At 61.3% G+C, this 15,288-nt stretch carries 18 protein-coding genes; 7 read left to right on the top strand and 11 right to left on the bottom strand.

Features of this window, described 5'->3' with window-relative positions:
• Nucleotides 1-99: 99 nt before the first annotated feature.
• A complete protein-coding gene (locus AC0QUY_RS05185; RefSeq protein ID WP_475386027.1) occupies nt 100-1,206 on the top strand; it encodes a mandelate racemase/muconate lactonizing enzyme family protein in 1,107 nt (368 codons plus the stop codon).
• Nucleotides 1,207-1,221: 15 nt separating this feature from the next.
• Here the strand turns inward: AC0QUY_RS05185 and AC0QUY_RS05180 are convergent, their stop codons facing one another.
• Complete coding sequence (locus tag AC0QUY_RS05180) at nt 1,222-1,611, bottom strand: hypothetical protein (RefSeq protein ID WP_475386026.1); 390 nt, start codon at nt 1,609-1,611, stop codon at nt 1,222-1,224.
• A 192-nt stretch (nt 1,612-1,803) separates the two neighbouring features.
• Between AC0QUY_RS05180 and AC0QUY_RS05175 the strand changes: the two genes are divergently transcribed.
• Nucleotides 1,804-2,037: a hypothetical protein gene (locus tag AC0QUY_RS05175; protein ID WP_161856439.1), complete on the top strand. Its 234-nt coding sequence runs from the start codon at nt 1,804-1,806 to the stop codon at nt 2,035-2,037.
• A 226-nt stretch (nt 2,038-2,263) separates the two neighbouring features.
• Here the strand turns inward: AC0QUY_RS05175 and AC0QUY_RS05170 are convergent, their stop codons facing one another.
• A complete protein-coding gene (locus AC0QUY_RS05170; RefSeq protein ID WP_475386025.1) occupies nt 2,264-2,698 on the bottom strand; it encodes a cupin domain-containing protein in 435 nt (144 codons plus the stop codon).
• A gap of 306 nt (nt 2,699-3,004) precedes the next feature.
• Nucleotides 3,005-3,658, bottom strand: a complete 654-nt coding sequence (locus AC0QUY_RS05165; protein ID WP_475386024.1) for a glutathione S-transferase family protein — start codon at nt 3,656-3,658, stop codon at nt 3,005-3,007.
• Nucleotides 3,659-3,828: 170 nt separating this feature from the next.
• Between AC0QUY_RS05165 and AC0QUY_RS05160 the strand changes: the two genes are divergently transcribed.
• The gene (locus AC0QUY_RS05160) at nt 3,829-5,052 is read left to right on the top strand and encodes a polyhydroxyalkanoate depolymerase (protein WP_475386023.1); all 1,224 of its coding nucleotides are present in this window, start codon (nt 3,829-3,831) and stop codon (nt 5,050-5,052) included.
• A gap of 196 nt (nt 5,053-5,248) precedes the next feature.
• Nucleotides 5,249-6,043: a substrate-binding domain-containing protein gene (locus AC0QUY_RS05155; protein WP_161852301.1), complete on the top strand. Its 795-nt coding sequence runs from the start codon at nt 5,249-5,251 to the stop codon at nt 6,041-6,043.
• A 115-nt stretch (nt 6,044-6,158) separates the two neighbouring features.
• Here the strand turns inward: AC0QUY_RS05155 and AC0QUY_RS05150 are convergent, their stop codons facing one another.
• The gene (locus AC0QUY_RS05150; protein ID WP_161852300.1) at nt 6,159-7,892 is read right to left on the bottom strand and encodes a bifunctional protein-serine/threonine kinase/phosphatase; all 1,734 of its coding nucleotides are present in this window, start codon (nt 7,890-7,892) and stop codon (nt 6,159-6,161) included.
• Nucleotides 7,893-7,953: 61 nt separating this feature from the next.
• Entirely contained in the window at nt 7,954-8,805 is an 852-nt protein-coding gene (locus AC0QUY_RS05145; RefSeq protein WP_161852299.1) for a formate/nitrite transporter family protein, read from the bottom strand.
• A 613-nt stretch (nt 8,806-9,418) separates the two neighbouring features.
• On the opposite strand from AC0QUY_RS05145, the gene AC0QUY_RS05140 reads away from it, so the two are divergent.
• Nucleotides 9,419-9,772, top strand: coding sequence for a cupin domain-containing protein (locus tag AC0QUY_RS05140; protein WP_161852298.1), 354 nt, complete (start codon nt 9,419-9,421; stop codon nt 9,770-9,772).
• Nucleotides 9,773-10,333: 561 nt separating this feature from the next.
• Here the strand turns inward: AC0QUY_RS05140 and AC0QUY_RS05135 are convergent.
• Complete coding sequence (locus tag AC0QUY_RS05135) at nt 10,334-10,639, bottom strand: hypothetical protein (RefSeq protein WP_246738595.1); 306 nt, start codon at nt 10,637-10,639, stop codon at nt 10,334-10,336.
• Here AC0QUY_RS05135 and AC0QUY_RS05130 point away from each other — a divergent pair.
• Nucleotides 10,638-10,895 (top strand): hypothetical protein, encoded by a 258-nt coding sequence (locus AC0QUY_RS05130; RefSeq protein ID WP_161852297.1) that lies wholly within the window; start codon nt 10,638-10,640, stop codon nt 10,893-10,895. The genes AC0QUY_RS05135 and AC0QUY_RS05130 overlap by 2 nt on opposite strands.
• A 27-nt stretch (nt 10,896-10,922) precedes the next feature.
• On the opposite strand, the gene AC0QUY_RS05125 is transcribed toward AC0QUY_RS05130, so the two are convergent.
• The 4 genes from AC0QUY_RS05125 to AC0QUY_RS05110 form a co-directional block, all read right to left on the bottom strand.
• The gene (locus AC0QUY_RS05125) at nt 10,923-11,243 is read right to left on the bottom strand and encodes a hypothetical protein (RefSeq protein WP_161852296.1); all 321 of its coding nucleotides are present in this window, start codon (nt 11,241-11,243) and stop codon (nt 10,923-10,925) included.
• Nucleotides 11,244-11,435: 192 nt separating this feature from the next.
• Nucleotides 11,436-12,182 carry a transporter substrate-binding domain-containing protein gene (locus AC0QUY_RS05120; RefSeq protein ID WP_371419462.1) on the bottom strand — a complete coding sequence of 249 codons (747 nt, stop codon included), beginning with the start codon at nt 12,180-12,182 and terminating at the stop codon, nt 11,436-11,438.
• 106 nt (nt 12,183-12,288) lie between these two features.
• Nucleotides 12,289-12,969 (bottom strand): OmpA family protein, encoded by a 681-nt coding sequence (locus AC0QUY_RS05115; RefSeq protein ID WP_161852294.1) that lies wholly within the window; start codon nt 12,967-12,969, stop codon nt 12,289-12,291.
• Nucleotides 12,969-13,385: a hypothetical protein gene (locus AC0QUY_RS05110; RefSeq protein WP_246738594.1), complete on the bottom strand. Its 417-nt coding sequence runs from the start codon at nt 13,383-13,385 to the stop codon at nt 12,969-12,971. Before AC0QUY_RS05110 ends, AC0QUY_RS05115 begins: the two co-directional genes overlap by 1 nt.
• Nucleotides 13,386-13,616: 231 nt before the next feature.
• Between AC0QUY_RS05110 and AC0QUY_RS05105 the strand changes: the two genes are divergently transcribed.
• The gene (locus AC0QUY_RS05105) at nt 13,617-14,009 is read left to right on the top strand and encodes a bestrophin-like domain (protein WP_161852293.1); all 393 of its coding nucleotides are present in this window, start codon (nt 13,617-13,619) and stop codon (nt 14,007-14,009) included.
• Between the two features lie 50 nt (nt 14,010-14,059).
• On the opposite strand, the gene AC0QUY_RS05100 is transcribed toward AC0QUY_RS05105, so the two are convergent.
• Nucleotides 14,060-15,241 (bottom strand): MFS transporter, encoded by a 1,182-nt coding sequence (locus tag AC0QUY_RS05100; protein ID WP_161852292.1) that lies wholly within the window; start codon nt 15,239-15,241, stop codon nt 14,060-14,062.
• Nucleotides 15,242-15,288: the final 47 nt, after the last annotated feature.

The following is a 15,288-nucleotide window of genomic DNA, read 5'->3' as shown; positions in this document are numbered from 1 at the left end:
AGCGACCGCAGTATGACCGATGGCGCCGCGCGTCGTTTGACAGTCCTTGCTCTCCAATCTCTCCACTGACACTGTAGGCGAAACTTTGGGAGGGGTTCCATGCTCATCACGAAGGTTCGGGCGCATCATATCCGCATTCCCTATGACGCGGGGGTGGCCAGTTTCAAGCAGGGCGCTTCCTCGATATCGACTCTGGAAATCGTCATGGTGGAAATTTCCACCGACGTCGGCATCACCGGCTGGGGCGATGCCTTTGCCTATGTCTGCCCGCGAACGAGCTTTGCCGCCATCGAGGAGATGATTGCGCCGCAGGCGCATGGACAGGAAGTCCCCGACGCGGCAGGCATTCCAGCCTTCATGGAACAGATCCAGCGCAACCTGCATCTGTTCGGCCGCTATGGCATCACCATGTTTGCGATCTCGGCGCTGGATATCGCGCTGTGGGACCTTGCCGCCAAGGTCGAGGGCGTGCCGCTGCATCGCCTGATCGGCGAGGCCAGGCGCACGCACATTCCCGCCTATGCGAGCCTGCTGCGGATCGGCAAGCCCGAACTCATTGCACGCGAATGCGAGACTGCCCTGCGGCAGGGGTACAAGGCGATCAAGCTCCATGAGACGACGACGCCTGCCGTGTTTGCCGCGCGCGAAGCGATCGGCGCCGGCATTCCGCTGATGGTCGACATGAATTGTCCGCTCAATGGTGAGGATGCGATCGCGTTCGCGCATTCCTGCCGCGACGCCGCGCCGATGTTCCTGGAGGAGCCGGTCTGGCCGCCGGAAGATTTTGCCACGTTGGCCGAAGTGCGGAGCAAAGGCGGGCTCAATGTGGCGGCGGGCGAGAATGCCTGCACGGTGCACCAGTTCAGGCAGATGATGAAGGCGGGCGCGGTGAGCCATGCGCAACCCTCCGTCATCAAGGTCGGCGGCATCACCGAATATCTTGATGTCGTCGCGTTGGCCGACGAACTCGGCGTCAGGCTTTCGCCGCACTCGCCGTATTTCGGGCCGGGCTTCCTGGCGACGCTGCACCTGATGTCGTTACGCGACGATACAAGTTTCGTCGAAGTATTCTCCATGAAACGCGCCGCATGCCTGTGGCGCGGCCGCATCGATGTCGACGCCGATGGCAACGTCGAGGTGCCGCAAGGGTCGGGGCTCGGTTATGAACCCGACAAGGCCGTCATGGAGCAATACCGCGTGGCGTGACCCGCGGGACGGCCGCTACTTCGCGCCGTCTTTTGCTGGCGCTGCATCCTTTGCAGCAGGCGTCGCGTCCTTCGCCGCGGGGGCAGCAGTCTTCTTCGCATCCTCCGCCGCCTTGTTCTGTGCCGCCTGCAAATCGCTGACGACCTTCTGCAGGTTAACGACCGCGCCCTTCAGCGCCTCGATCTGCCGGTTGGCGGCATCCGATTTCTGCTGATGATCGGTCGTCAGCTTGATTATCGTCTTCTGCAGGAAGTCGACATTGCTCTGCAGGCAGGAGGTGCGACGCTCCATGGTTTTTTCGACGGTGCAGATCTCGATACCGGGAACGTCCTGCGCGCGGACGGTCGCCGGCATTGAGGCCATCAGCAGCGCGACAGCGGCGAAAGCGATCCTCGGAGCAATCATCAAATCCTCGTTCCAAATGCATCTGACGCAGGGAACATCTATCACGGCAATTTGCGCGAAGCAGGTCCCCGTCCTCAGAGATACCATACTGATACCTCATTCAGGCGCTGTGCTTCATCCCCTTAACGATGGATGGATTTAGCCGCGAACGTCAAACCGGTGTTCACCGGCGCGGCAGTGGAGATTGAGTGTATGGCAACGCGTGAAAAGCGGCTGGCGCAGTTCGACGGCAACGGGGACCCGCCGCCGAACCAGCCGGTGGAAGTTCTTTGCGAGGATCACAGCGGAACCTATCAACTGCCCTTCGCCTGCCGCTGGATCGATGGTCAATGGCGCAACGACAGGACCGGCGGCATGGTCGAGGCCACGGTGGTCGGCTGGCGGCTGCCGCGCGCCCGCCCTGAAAACATCGCGGACAGAGGCTGACGAGCGGCGCATTGTGCCAGAATGCGACGGGAACACGCGCGGCGTTAACATAGGGAACGCGGACGGAACGAACCGCGCCCGAATCACTGATTTGCCGTTGTACTCCGTTGTTCACGGCTAGATGTCGGCCGCCATTCGAGCCAGCGTACAACATAGAGCACCATCACAACCGGCCGCAGCCAGCGGCCGACGACAAGCGTTAATTCCTCCGGGGACGACATGGCGATCAGCTCCAGGGGGTGGGCGGCGGCACCTTGTCGACGGCAGGCGGCACGTCGATCGTCTTGAAGTCGGCGGGGCTGACAATCTCAAGGTACTCCATGTCCTCCGAGTAGTCGTAGAGGTAATGCGGGATGCCGGGCCGCTGGTGCACGACGTCGCCGGCCTGCACCAGCGTCGATTTGTCCTCATACATGAAGCGCGCCCAGCCCTTGGTCATGATCACGATCTGGAATTCGCATTCGTGCTTGTGCCAGCCGGTGCCCTCCTCGGGCGGCAAGTCGGGATTGGCCTTGACCAGATGGCAGATCACCTGCCCGCCGGTGGCATCGGCAATGCCGAGATCGCGATACAGGAAGAAGTCGCGCAGACCTCCGCCCTTGAATTCGGTATCGCCGGGTTTGACGTGGGAGAATTTGCTGACGACAGCCTGCTTGTTCATTGAAGCCTCCACGGTTCGCGTTGGCGGGATCGCGGCCAAGCGGAGAGCGTCCAAATTTTCGGCAGCCTCGCATCGTCGCGTTCACAGCTGCATGTTGCTATGCGAAATCCGCGCCAGCCGCGCTGCACTGCGGCGAGAGGATGGCAGCGGTGCAGCGAACCGATTGGGTGGAGGACGGAATTCGGTTTCCGCGGCCGGCACAAAACGCCGGAGACTATTGCGCAGGCCGTTCGCGGCTGGCACCGGTTTGGGCAAGGCCTGCGCGTTGCCTGAGCCGTTCAAACAGGCAAGGCCTCGCGGCCTTGCCTAATATTCAACCTCGAGCTCTTCGATATCGGCGGGCTCGGCCTTGGCAGCCTCGATCCATTCCTGCATTTCGGGCATTGCCATGATGGTGCTGGCGTAGGCTGCGAGCGCGGGTTCGAGCTTCACGTCATAGGTCATGAAGCGGGTGACGACGGGGGCGTACATGGCGTCCGCCATGGTGCGCTCGCCGAACAGGAACGGCCCGCCTGATACCTTGAGGCAATCGCGCCAGATGGTGCAAACCCGGTCGATATCGGCCTGCGCGCGCGACCAGATCTTGAAGCCGGGGAAATGGCCCTTGAGGTTGACCGGCAGCGAGGCGCGCAGCGTGGTGAAGCCGGAATGGATTTCGCCGCAGATCGAGCGGCAATGCGCCCGCCGGATCCGGTCGGCCGGCAGCAGGCCGGCGTCCGGCCTGACCTCGTCGAGGTATTCCGCGATCGCCAGCGTATCCCAGATGGTGGCGCCGTCATGGCGCAGGCATGGCACCAGGATCGACGACGACAGCAGCAGGATTTCGGCCCGCGCCGAGGCATCGTCCGGGGCGGTGACCACCTCCTCGAACTCAAGTCCTGAGAATTTCGCCAGCAGCCAGCCCCGCAGCGACCAGGACGAGTAGTTCTTGCTGGAGATGGTCAGTGTCGTCTTCGCCATTTGGCCTTTTCCCTCAAACACCCCCGCACAGGCATCGGCAGCCGGCCGCGCCGCCGCCCAATGCCTGTGCGCCGAGCAAATTAGCAGCAAGCCACGTGCCAGTTTTGCAGGCGATCGGCCCGGCTCTGGCGTCGATATTGCATGGCCCCACAGGACAGGGGCTGACGTGAATGATGTCAATGATGTACCAAGCCTATCAGAACCACATGGACCTGACGTCGCCATGGCGGACCGGGGCGTCGGCGGCGCTGAAATACCTCAATCTGGTACCGCAGGGCGTCTCGGACAAATTGTTCGGACGGCTCGCCGCCTCGCTCGAGCTGATCTCGCGCTCCTCCCTCACCTATCACCGGCCGGCCTATGGTATCGACCGGGTGCTGGTCGGCAACCAGGAACTGGAGGTGACCGAGGAGGTCACCTATGCCACGCCGTTCGGGTCGCTGCTGCACTTCAAGAAGGAGAACGCGGCGGAGCAGCCGCGGCTGTTGCTGGTGGCGCCGATGTCCGGCCATTTCGCCACCCTGCTGCGCAGCACGGTGAGGACGCTGCTGCAGGACCACGACGTCTACATCACCGACTGGCATAACCCGCGCGACATTCCGCTTGGCCACGGCCGGTTCGGGCTGGAGGATTACACCGATCACCTCATCACCTTCCTCGACAAGATCGGCCCGCGCGCGCACATGGTGGCGATCTGCCAGCCGTCGGTCTCAGCGCTGGCTGCGGCTGCCGTGATGTCGGAGGACAACCACCCGGCCCGGCCGGCGACGCTGACCCTGATGGCCGGTCCGATCGATACGCGGATCCAGCCGACCAAGGTCAACGAATTCGCCAAGAGCAAGCCGATCAACTGGTTCGAGAAGAACCTGATCAATTACGTGCCGGTGCAGTGCAAGGGCGCGTTCCGAAAAGTCTATCCCGGCTTCGTGCAGCTCACCGCCTTCGTCACGATGAACCTGGAGCGGCACATCAAGCAGCACATCGACCTCGCCAATCATCTGGCGAAGGGCGAGAAGGAGAAGGCGGCAGTCATCAAGACCTTCTACGACGAATATTTCGCCGTGATGGATCTGCCCGCCGAATTCTATATCGAAACCGTGCGCGACGTATTTCAGGAGCATCTGTTGCCGCAAGGCAAACTGATGCATCGCGGCCGGCCGGTGAACCCGGCCTCGATCCGGCGCATGGGCCTGATGACGGTCGAGGGCGAAAAGGACGACATCTGCTCCATCGGGCAGACACTGGCGGCGCAGGACCTCTGCACCGGCGTGCGCGCCTATCGCAAGGTGCACCACATGCAGGCCGGCGTCGGCCATTACGGCGTGTTCTCCGGCAAGCGCTGGAACAACGAGATCTATCCGCTGCTGCGCGATTTCGTGCATGTGAATGCGTGAAGGCTTCTTGCGCTGCTCTCTCCCCGTCATTGCGAGCGAAGCGAAGCAATCCATCCCTCCGCACGCGCGGATGCATGGATTGCTTCGTCGCTACGCTCCTCGCAATGACGAGGTGGTGGCTCTAGCCGCCTCTGCCTTCGCGCGCTAACATCCTCCATGGCCGACCGCTCAAGAGTCGTCTTGGGGAGAAACCATCATGCGTCTTTCAACCAATCTTCGCGCATTCGCGCTCGCCACACTCAGCGTATTCCTGCTGACCGTCACGGCCGGCGCCGCCGAGGTGCGGGTGATGATCTCCGGCGGATTGTCGGCCGCCTACAAGGCGCTGGTTCCGGAATTCGAACGCAGCACGGGCCACAAGGTGCTGACCGCCTATGGGCCATCGATGGGCACGACGACCAATGCCATTCCGGTGCGGCTGGAGCGCGGCGAACCGGCCGATGTCCTCATTATGGTCGGCTATGCGCTCGAGGATCTCGCCAAGAAGGGCAAGGTGACCGCCGGGACCAGCGTCGATCTCGTCAAATCACCAATCGGCGTCGCCGTGAAATCAGGCACGCCGAAGCCGGACATCAGCACGCCCGACGCACTCAAGCGCGCGCTGCTGGCGGTAAAGACCGTCGCTTATTCCGACAGCGCCAGCGGCGTCTATGTCTCGACCGAGATGTTCGGCAAGCTCGGCATTGCCGACGAAATGAAGGACAAGGCCAGAAAGATTCCGGCCACGCCCGTCGGCGAGATCGTCGCGCGCGGCGAGGCCGAGATCGGCTTCCAGCAGATGAGCGAATTGAAGCCGGTGGAAGGCATCGACATCGTCGGCCCGCTGCCGGACGAATTGCAGAAGATCACGGTGTTTTCCGCCGGCATCGCCAGCGTCTCCAAGGAGCCCGACGCCGGCAAGGCGCTGATCAAGTTCCTCGCCTCGCCCGCCGCGCGCGGCGAAATCGTCAAGAGCGGGCTCGACCCGATTGCGGCGGGGGCTACGAATTAGCCTTCCGTCATCGCCCGACTTGATCGGCGATCCAGCACGCCGCAGCCGGCGTTGTGGCGGAAAACTGACGACGCGGAGTGCTGGATGCCCCGCCTGAAGCGGGCCATGACAGGAACTAGCGATGCATGTGCTGCATGGCGAGCAGCACGATCACGGCGAGCGCCAGCACGATCGTGGTGCTTTTCCAGAACAGCAGCGGATTGCGATCGATCAGCGGCGTCCGCGACGTCGAGAGATAGTTCGCATTGGGATGGCGCAGGTCGAACAAAAATTCCGAAAAACTGTCGTAGCGTTTGAGGGGATTGGGATGCACGGCCTTTTCCAGCGTGCCGTCAATCCATTGCGGTATGTCGCGGTCGCCATGCGATGCCGGACGGTAGACCAGCTTGTTGAATTGCGACCGCGTTCGCGCCTGCGCGATCTGCGCGCCGTAGGGCAGTTTTCCCGTCATCATCTGGTAGGTGATGACACCGAGCGAAAACAGGTCCGAGCGCGTTGTCGCCGGCTCGCCGAGAAAATATTCCGGCGCGGTATATTGCTGGGTGCCGAGGATGTCGTTGCGCATGCCTGATGGCTCGGCCTCGACGACGCCCGTGATCTTGGTCGAGCCGAAATCGATGATCTTCACCGTTCCCGTGGCGTCGATCATGATGTTGTCGGGCCTGATGTCCTGGTGCAGCATTTCCTTGCGGTGGAAGGCGCGCAGACCCTTGGCGATCTGCTCGACGATGTCGCGCACGGTCTCAAGGCTCGGCTTCGGGTTATCGATCATCCACTGCGTCAGCGTCTGGCCGTCGATGTATTCGGTCGCGACATAGAGGAAGTTGCGCTTGCGCTGCAGCAGGCAGGGTTTCAGCACATGTGGGCTATCGATCCGCCGCGCCACCCACTCCTCCATCATGAACCGCTTCAGGTAAGCGGGATCGTCGCGCAGATCGATCGACGGAATCTTGATGGTGACGACCGCGTCGGTCTCGATGTCGACGGCGAGATAGATGTGGCTTCGGCTGGAGCCGTGAAGCTCGCGGACGATCCGGTAGCCGTCGAAGACCGCCCTCGCCTCCAGAAGCGGCGGCAGCGGCAGTTCATGCGGCTGCGCGAACACTTCGGCCGCGGCACCGTCGGGCACTTGATCGACGCGGACGATCTGGACGGTGAGATTGTCGGTGCTGCCGGCTTCAAAGGCCTGGTCGACAATCCCCTTCGCGGCCGCGTCGAGATCGCCGCCGCCCTCGTTCACCGCCTTTGCCATGCGACGGGCGCTCAGATGCTCGTAGATGCCGTCGGTTGCGAGCACAAAGACGTCGCCCGGCTCGATCCGCAACATCTGGTAGTCGATCTCGATTTGCGGATTTACGCCGAGCGCCCGGCCGAGATAGCTCTGCTGCGAGGAGATGACGATGCGGTGATCGTTGGTCAGTTGCTCCAGCGTGTTGCCGGAGAGACGATAGATGCGGGAATCGCCGATGTGAAAGAGATGCGCCGTGGTCGACTTGATGACCATGGCGGAGAGCGTGCAGACGTAACCGCGATCCTTGTCATAGGCATACTGGCTGCGCGTCTGCGAATGCAGCCAGGAATTGGTCGCCTCCAGCACCCGCTGCGCCGAGGTACGCACCGACCAGGATTCCGAGGTACAGTAATAGTCGGTCAAAAACCCCTTGACCGCCGATTCCGCGGCGACCCGGCTGACCTTGCTCGTGCTGATGCCGTCAGCCAGCACGACGGCTATGCCCTTGAGGCTGAGCAGCGGCTCGTCCGGGATCAGGATGCCATGGAAATCCTGGTTGGTTTCCTTGGCTCCCTTATCGGAAAATTGTCCGACCGATATTTTCAGCTCGCGCGGCATTCCCACCCTTCACGACAATGGGCCTCTCCCTTGCGAGGAGAGGCCCATCCTCATCCTGGGATCAAGCGGCAATGCGGGAAGACGACCGCGAAGATGCCGCAGCCGACGCGCTGCGTGACGGGCCGGTCCTGACGTGGGTCGCGTACAGGGTCAGTCCGGTGAAGGCGAGGCCGCCGACGAGGTTGCCGACGACGGTCGGGATCTCGTTCCAGAACAGATAGTCCCACCAGGTGAACTTGCCGCCGAGCAGGAGACCCGACGGGAATAGGAACATGTTCACGATGGAATGCTCGAAGGTCATGAAGAAGAACAGCATGATCGGCATCCACATCGCGATCACCTTGCCGCTGACATGCGTGGAGATCATCGCGCCGACGACGCCGGCGGAAACCATCCAGTTGCAGAGCACGCCGCGGATGAACAGCGTCAGCATGCCAGCCGCGCCATGATTGGCATAGCCGACGGTGCGGCTCTCGCCGATCGTGCCGATCACCTGGCCGACCTTGTCCGGTGGCTGCGACCAGCCGAAGGTAAAGACGATCGCCATCATAACGGCGACCGTGAAGGCGCCAGCGAAATTGCCGATGAAGACGAGGCCCCAGTTGCGCAGCACGCCGCCGATCGTCACGCCCGGGCGCTTGTCGATCAGCGCCAACGGCGCCAGCACGAACACGCCGGTGAGCAGGTCGAAGCCAAGCAGATACAGCATGCAGAAGCCGACCGGGAACAGCGCGGCGCCGACGATCGGCACGCCTGTCTGCACGTTGATGGTGATCGCAAACGCGGCGGCAAGCGCGAGGATCGCTCCGGCCATGTAGGCGCGGATGACCGTATCGCGCGTCGACATGAAGATTTTGGATTCTCCGGCGTCGACCATCTTGGTCACGAATTCCGAAGGCGCGAGATAGGCCATTCCTGTTCCCCTTTTCGAGACAACGTTGAAGGGCGCCGGATGCTGCGCAGCCGTGCACCGATTGAGTGAAAAATCTTACCGTCCTCATGCGCGACGAATTCCGCGCCGCCTCTGAACGGCACGGAACGACGCAGGTCACGCCGATCAGGGACTTGGGATGCGCGAGCTATCGTGAGGTGGTCCCGAAGACTGCTCGAAGCGCCTCACTTGAGGCTGCTTGATCCCAACGCCTTCGGCCAACGCTGGCCTTGGCAATCCGAACGGACGGCAGTCGTCATTGACTGAGACGGGATTAAGCAATCGATGTGCCAACCCGAAATCGAGCCAAAGGCTTAAAAAAGCGCGCATTTTTACGTGGTTATGGCCCTATCGCAGGATATCCCGATTGGGGCCGATGCCTTGTATTTGTGCAGTTGCACAGATGTTGCGCCTGCCGCGCAGCCCGCCCTTATCAGTCATTCCGAGGCGGCACGCACGGCGTGGGCCGGATTCGATTCGGTACGTTCGAGGCTCAATGGATTCGGGTTCGATGCTTTGCATCGCCCCGGAATGACGTAAGGACTATCCTCAGACCTCGACCGTCAGCCTGCCTCAAGGATCGGAAGGTTCAACGATGAGAGACAAGATCAACCTGACCGACAAGCTGGCCACGTTCAATGAGTATTGGTCGCCAAGAACCGTTGCGCGACTCAATAACTATGACGTCATGGTCGTGAAGGTGAAGGACGAGTTCGTTTGGCACAAACACGATGACACAGACGATTTTTTTCTCGTCCTGAAGGGCGTTCTCGACATCCAGCTGCGCGACCGAACAATCACGATCGGCCCCGGCGAAATGTACATCGTGCCAAAGGGCGTCGAGCATCGCCCGGTTGCCCGCGAGGAAGTACACCTGTTGCTCATCGAACCTTCCGGAACGCCAAATACCGGCGATGCCAAAACGGCGGCGCCACGCAAGACTGCATAGCGCATCACCTCCTTTCTCCTGTGGCCCTTCGCGAGTTATTGCGCCACCGCGCAAGCTTGGTCGCTCACGGGGCCAAGCGGACATTAGCCAGGCCGATAGTCCTGGCCGAACGACCCAACGCGGACGAGTGATTGCGCCCCCTTAAAACTTGATGCGCGAGCTTAACTTTCTTGTAGACCGCGAATGCTAGTACCAAGGCGAATGGAAACTTCACCCGGCGCCGTCTGCCGTGATCCGAAACAAGTGACAAGGCGCCTCGTTTTTCACGAAAGTCGCCAGCGGAGTTGTGAGCATGACTAACGACGTGCCTTGGTATGTAAGTTTGATTGTCTCCTGGCTTCCGTTCCTAATCATAATCGGTACTATCGCGTGGCACGGACGACAGGTTCGGAAGGCCATGACAGCCAACGACGGTCGTTCGTTGGCACAGGTATTCGATGACGTTGCGCGGGAGATGAGACGCGCCAATGATCTCCGGGACGGCAGCAAGCCGTAAAAACCACAGCCGACAAGACTATCGTGCATGGGTCATGATTGTGCGCTCTCGGCTTATTGTCCGCATCAGGGGCGCAGACGAACGCATTCCGGTTCAATCCAGATGGAGTGCATGTAGTTCTTCTCGCCGACGACTTCGCCCACGTGCAACTCCAGAAGCCCGTTTTCGATGCCCTCAATGGGAAAGACGCGACCTACGCAAGCTTCGAACAACGCCTGAGTGCCCATTCCGGACGGCAGCGATGCCGGCACCGCTACTACTTCAACCAGATCCCCGATCTTCATGTCACACCATTCGGCCGCATCAGTTGGTAGATCTTTTTCATACCAGAAGGTCAATCTACGGAAGGCGGTTGTACCGGCCACGTCCATGGACATCGCAGAGGACGATGGTCATCCCCTCATGACCCTGCCTGCCAGCAGTAAAATGTTGTCCGTCAATTTCGATTTGGCTCATGAACTTGACTTCGAAATCCCGCCACCCGACTTCATGCCATGCGCGGAGAAGGAGCGGCCGGCCGCGCTCATCCTGCTCCTCGTATCCAACCGAGTAGGGCTCAACGCTGTACCGTTCGCCTCGATGCGTGAACGACACCATTTCCCGCGCTGCTATGGCTTGACAGAGTAATTCTGTGCTCATGTCCGGTTACACTCATTAGTGATCTCCGCCCCCGCCAGAACTATCCTGATAGTCGCCGCTGTGCTGGGCGCTCCCGCTACCGTCGCCTGATCCAGTCTCGGAATGAAAGAAGCCCCAGCGGTGCGCATCTATAACCATGGACGTGTAAAGTGCTCTAACCGCGCCGTATTCAGGATCGGTAGGCCTGAGGTCATCAAGCCTCTTCCGCAGCTCGGCCAAATGTTTCAGCCTTGCTTGCTTATTGAAGAGCCAATAGATGCCGAGGCCCACCGCGAGAAGGGCAACAACGCCGAACACGATGCCGGTGGTCGCTGCAGGACGCGTCAACGTGTCCATTGTGGTTCGCTTTAAGATGGTAACAGCCACCTTGTTAGTCGAAAGTGATTAAGGCTTGACTGAGCAATTTCCGAAAAGTTTGCCCATGTCCGCTTTCGCGGCCCATTGCGCCGCCGCGAGCTTGGTCGCTCACGGGGCAAAGCGTGACATGATCTTCGTTGGGTCACGTCACCAAGTTTATGGATACACGGCCTACTTCGTCTGTGTCCGCACCGGCCGGTCCTTCAGGCCGTTATTGTCATAGGCCTTGCGCAGCGTGCCGTTGGCGATCGCTTCGTTCAAAAACTTGACCGCGAACGCGAGTGACAGCGGATGATTGAGCGGCACCGCGACCGCCGTGACCGTTTGCTTGAAGGTTTCCTCCAGCACGCGGGTGCCCGGGATCTGCTTCGCCATGGCGTTGAGCTGGTCGCGCGACAGCGCGAACGCGTCGATTTCGCCAGCCTTGAGCAGACCGAAGATCTCGTCATAGGTCTGGTAGCCCGTGACCTTGGCGTTCTTCAGATGCGCGATCGCACCGCGCATGGTGGTCGTGTTGTTGACCGCGGCGACCTTGATGCCGGGTTGATCCAGCGTCGCAAAATTCGTCACCGTCGAACCCGGCTTGACGATGTAGGTCGCGTCAGCAACCTCATAGATCGGGCCGAACGACATCCGCCCTTCCCTCTCGGGATCCTTCGGCAGGAAGGTGATGTCCCAGGTGCCTTTCGATGCCGCATCGACGATCTGCCCGGAATTGTTGTGCGCGACATATTCGACGGGAACGCCGAGTTGCTCCGCCATCGCCTTGCCGAGATCGACCGGCACGCCGGCGTAACCGGTATCGGTCTTGGTCGACCAGAACGCGCCGCCGGCCGGACTGATCGCGATCGCCACTCGCAACTTCCCCGTCGGCGCGATCTCATTCTTCAAGGCATCCGCTGCGGCAGGCATCGTCATCATCACCGTCAGTCCCAGCAATAGACCGGCCATTCCCGGCAAACGTTGATTGAACATCGGGAGCTCCTCCCCTGGCGGCTGGCGCCGCCCATCCTTTCACGGATGATCACTGTTTCTTTTTCTTTGCCCCGGCGGCGCCTTTTTGTGTCGCCGCAGCCGGGCTTGCCGGCTTGGCCGGCTCGGCCGTTTCGAACTTGCCGATAACAATGATCTGCACGCGCGCATTGGCAGGCGACGCCGGACGATTGACATCCTGCAACTGTTCTTCGCCTAAACCAAGTGCCTGCAATCGCTTCGGCGCCACCTTGAAGGTGTTCACCAGCACGTCGCGGATCGATTCCGCGCGCCGCTGGCTCAGGATCAGATTATGGTCGCGCCTTCCGGCCGACTCGACGTGGTCGACGATCAGATAGCGGTAGGGCCGCGTCTTCGGGTCCGTGAGCGCGTCGGCGATGCTGCCGATGGTCTGATAGGAGGCCGGCCGGATCAGGGAAGAGTCCTGGTCGAACACGACGTCGAAACGGAGCTGCGGCAGTTTCGTCAATTGCGGCGCGATCGGCGGCCGCTTCTGCGGCTGGGCATCCGCCCTCGCTTTGATGCGGTCGGCAGCCTGCTGGCGCAACGCAGCCAGATCGAGATCCAACTCGGCTTCGACGGCAAGCTTCTCGATGATATCAGCGGTCGACGTCACGGTTTGCGCACGCGCCGCGGCTGTCGGCCAGGCCATCAGGGACAGGACGCCCAGCAAAAGGCCGATGTCGCGCAGCCTTCCTCTTATCGACTGCATCAGTGATACCCCGCCGCGCTGATCGCCTTGTTACAGTTCGGGGTCGCCTTCTTGGTCGATTCCAACAGGCATTGCAGTCCCTTGACGGGGTCCTGCCGCACCTCGCCGCAAAAACGGTTCAGCTCCCAATTGCACAGTTTTACAAGGGAGGTACGCGCGGTAATGCGCGCTTGGATGGCGCCGAGGGCCTGGGGATAATCGGCCTTGCACTTCGCCGACACCACGTCCTGGTTGCGGCCCAGGCACTCCCGCAGGCGCGTCGCATCGAGATTGACGCCGCGGCAATTGTCATCGATGTCCTTGCCGCAGCTTGCGGCCAGCATGGCCCCCGCTTTTTCGAAATTCATGGTCTGCGCTGCCGCCAGCGAAGGCAACGATATCGCAATGATGCAAAGGAAAAGCCGGATTCGGGTCATGCGCGCACCTCACACAAGGAGGGTGGCGATGGTCAAGTGTTCTGTTCGATTTAGCTTCGCTGCCTCGAGCTATTGCGCCGCAGCAAATCGTCGCGGGTGGCCGAGGCGCGTACGCCCGGATATGCAATATCCCCTTATACCAGCCGCCTGCACCATGACAGGGTCATGACGCCATGAGTTCGACCGCCGCGTTTCTGGCTTCCTTCGCCTCGATCCTGATCGGCGCGGTCATTGGCGGAGCGACCTTCGTCGTCAGCGAGACCGCCGAGCGGTTCTAGCGCGGTCGAAGAGCTCAGACCGTCCAACGCGGAACAGACCTCGCTGAAAGCGCGTATTATTCAGCTTACGACCGATATGGGCCGGACACGGCTTCTGGTGTTCACGCAAGCCGACGATGCGATACCGCTGCCGTTCTTCATCGTGCTGGTGTTCTGGCTGGTGGTGATCTTCTCCAGCTTCAGCCTGTTCGCAGAGCCGGGCCTGATCGTCGTCGTATCTACGCTCGTATTCGCTCTCTCGGTATCGAGCGCGCTGTTCTTGATCGTCGATCTCAGCCACCCCTTCCAGGGCCTGATGCAGGTCTCGAACCATCACCTGCAGATGGTGCTGCCGACGATCGAATGAATATGTTCCCGCTTTTGCGCTAACGCGGCCCTGCGGGTCCGGATCATGCTCTACGGCGCGGCTTGCGCCGCAGGCACCTTGATCTCCTGCGGCAGGATGATCGCAGCCACGATCACCAATAAGCACAGCGCGCCGAACGCCTGCAGCATGGTGGAGAATCCGCCTTTTTCATAGAGCCATGCCACCAGGCCGACGGAGGCGCCGGCCGCGGTGAAGCCGACGAAATAGCGCACCGAATAGGCGCGCGAGCGCCATTCCTCGGTAGTGTATTTGCCGACCATGGCGTCGTTTACGGTGACCTGTCCGAAGGCACCCATCACGATGCCGATGGAAGCGATGATCAGCGGCAGGTTCGACAGCGTCGCCGCGAAATACATGAACGGCGCCAGCAGAAACGACAGCGGCAGCATCACGGTCTTCAGCGAATAATGATCGATCAGCTTGCCGATGGTGTATTGCGTCATCGCGCCGAACACGTAGACGCCGGCCGCAATGACACCGAGCAGCGCCGGGCTGTTGGTCATGCCGGCCAGCCGCTCGGCGAACAGCTTTGGCATCGCCACCGTGATGGCGTTGAAGGTCGTGGATATCGCGATCACCACGATCAGCAGCGCCAGCAGCACCCGCCACATGTCCTGCTTCGCCACCCTCGCCTGCGCCGCCGCCTGCTTGGTGCCGGTGCGGTTCTCGTGCACCACCATCTGCGCAAAGACGACGCCGATCAGGATGGTGACGATGCCCGGCGCGATGAAGGCCCAGCGCCAGCCGAGATATTGCCCGATCACGCCGGTGACCAGCGCCGAGGACGCCACGCCGAGATTGCCCCAGACGCCGTTCAGGCCCATCTCGCGGCCGAGCCGGTCGGCATAGGAGACGATCATCGCGGTACCGACCGGATGATAGATCGAGGCGAACAGGCCGATTGCCAGCAGCGCCGCCCCGAGTTGCAGCGGCGTTTGCACGAAGCCGACGGCGATCATCGACGCGCCGATCCCCAAAAAGAAGATCACCATCATGTGGCGCCGGCTCCAGCGGTCGCCGAGCCAGCCGGTGATCAGCGAGCCCGCCCCGAAGGCGACGAAACCGGGGGTGGCGTACGGCAACAGCTCCGAATAGGCCATGCCGAGCGCCGGCCCCATGATGATGACGGCGGCCGCAAAAATGAGCATCGAATAATGGTCGATGAAATGGGCGGCATTGACGAAAGTGATGACCCGGCTGGGGCTGTTCATGGTCGATTCCCGAATCCCGTAACGTTTAGAAATAGGTTATACGGGGA

It is taken from the genome of Bradyrhizobium sp. WYCCWR15520 (genome assembly GCF_056174665.1).
This window is presented reverse-complemented; position numbering and strand designations above follow the sequence as displayed.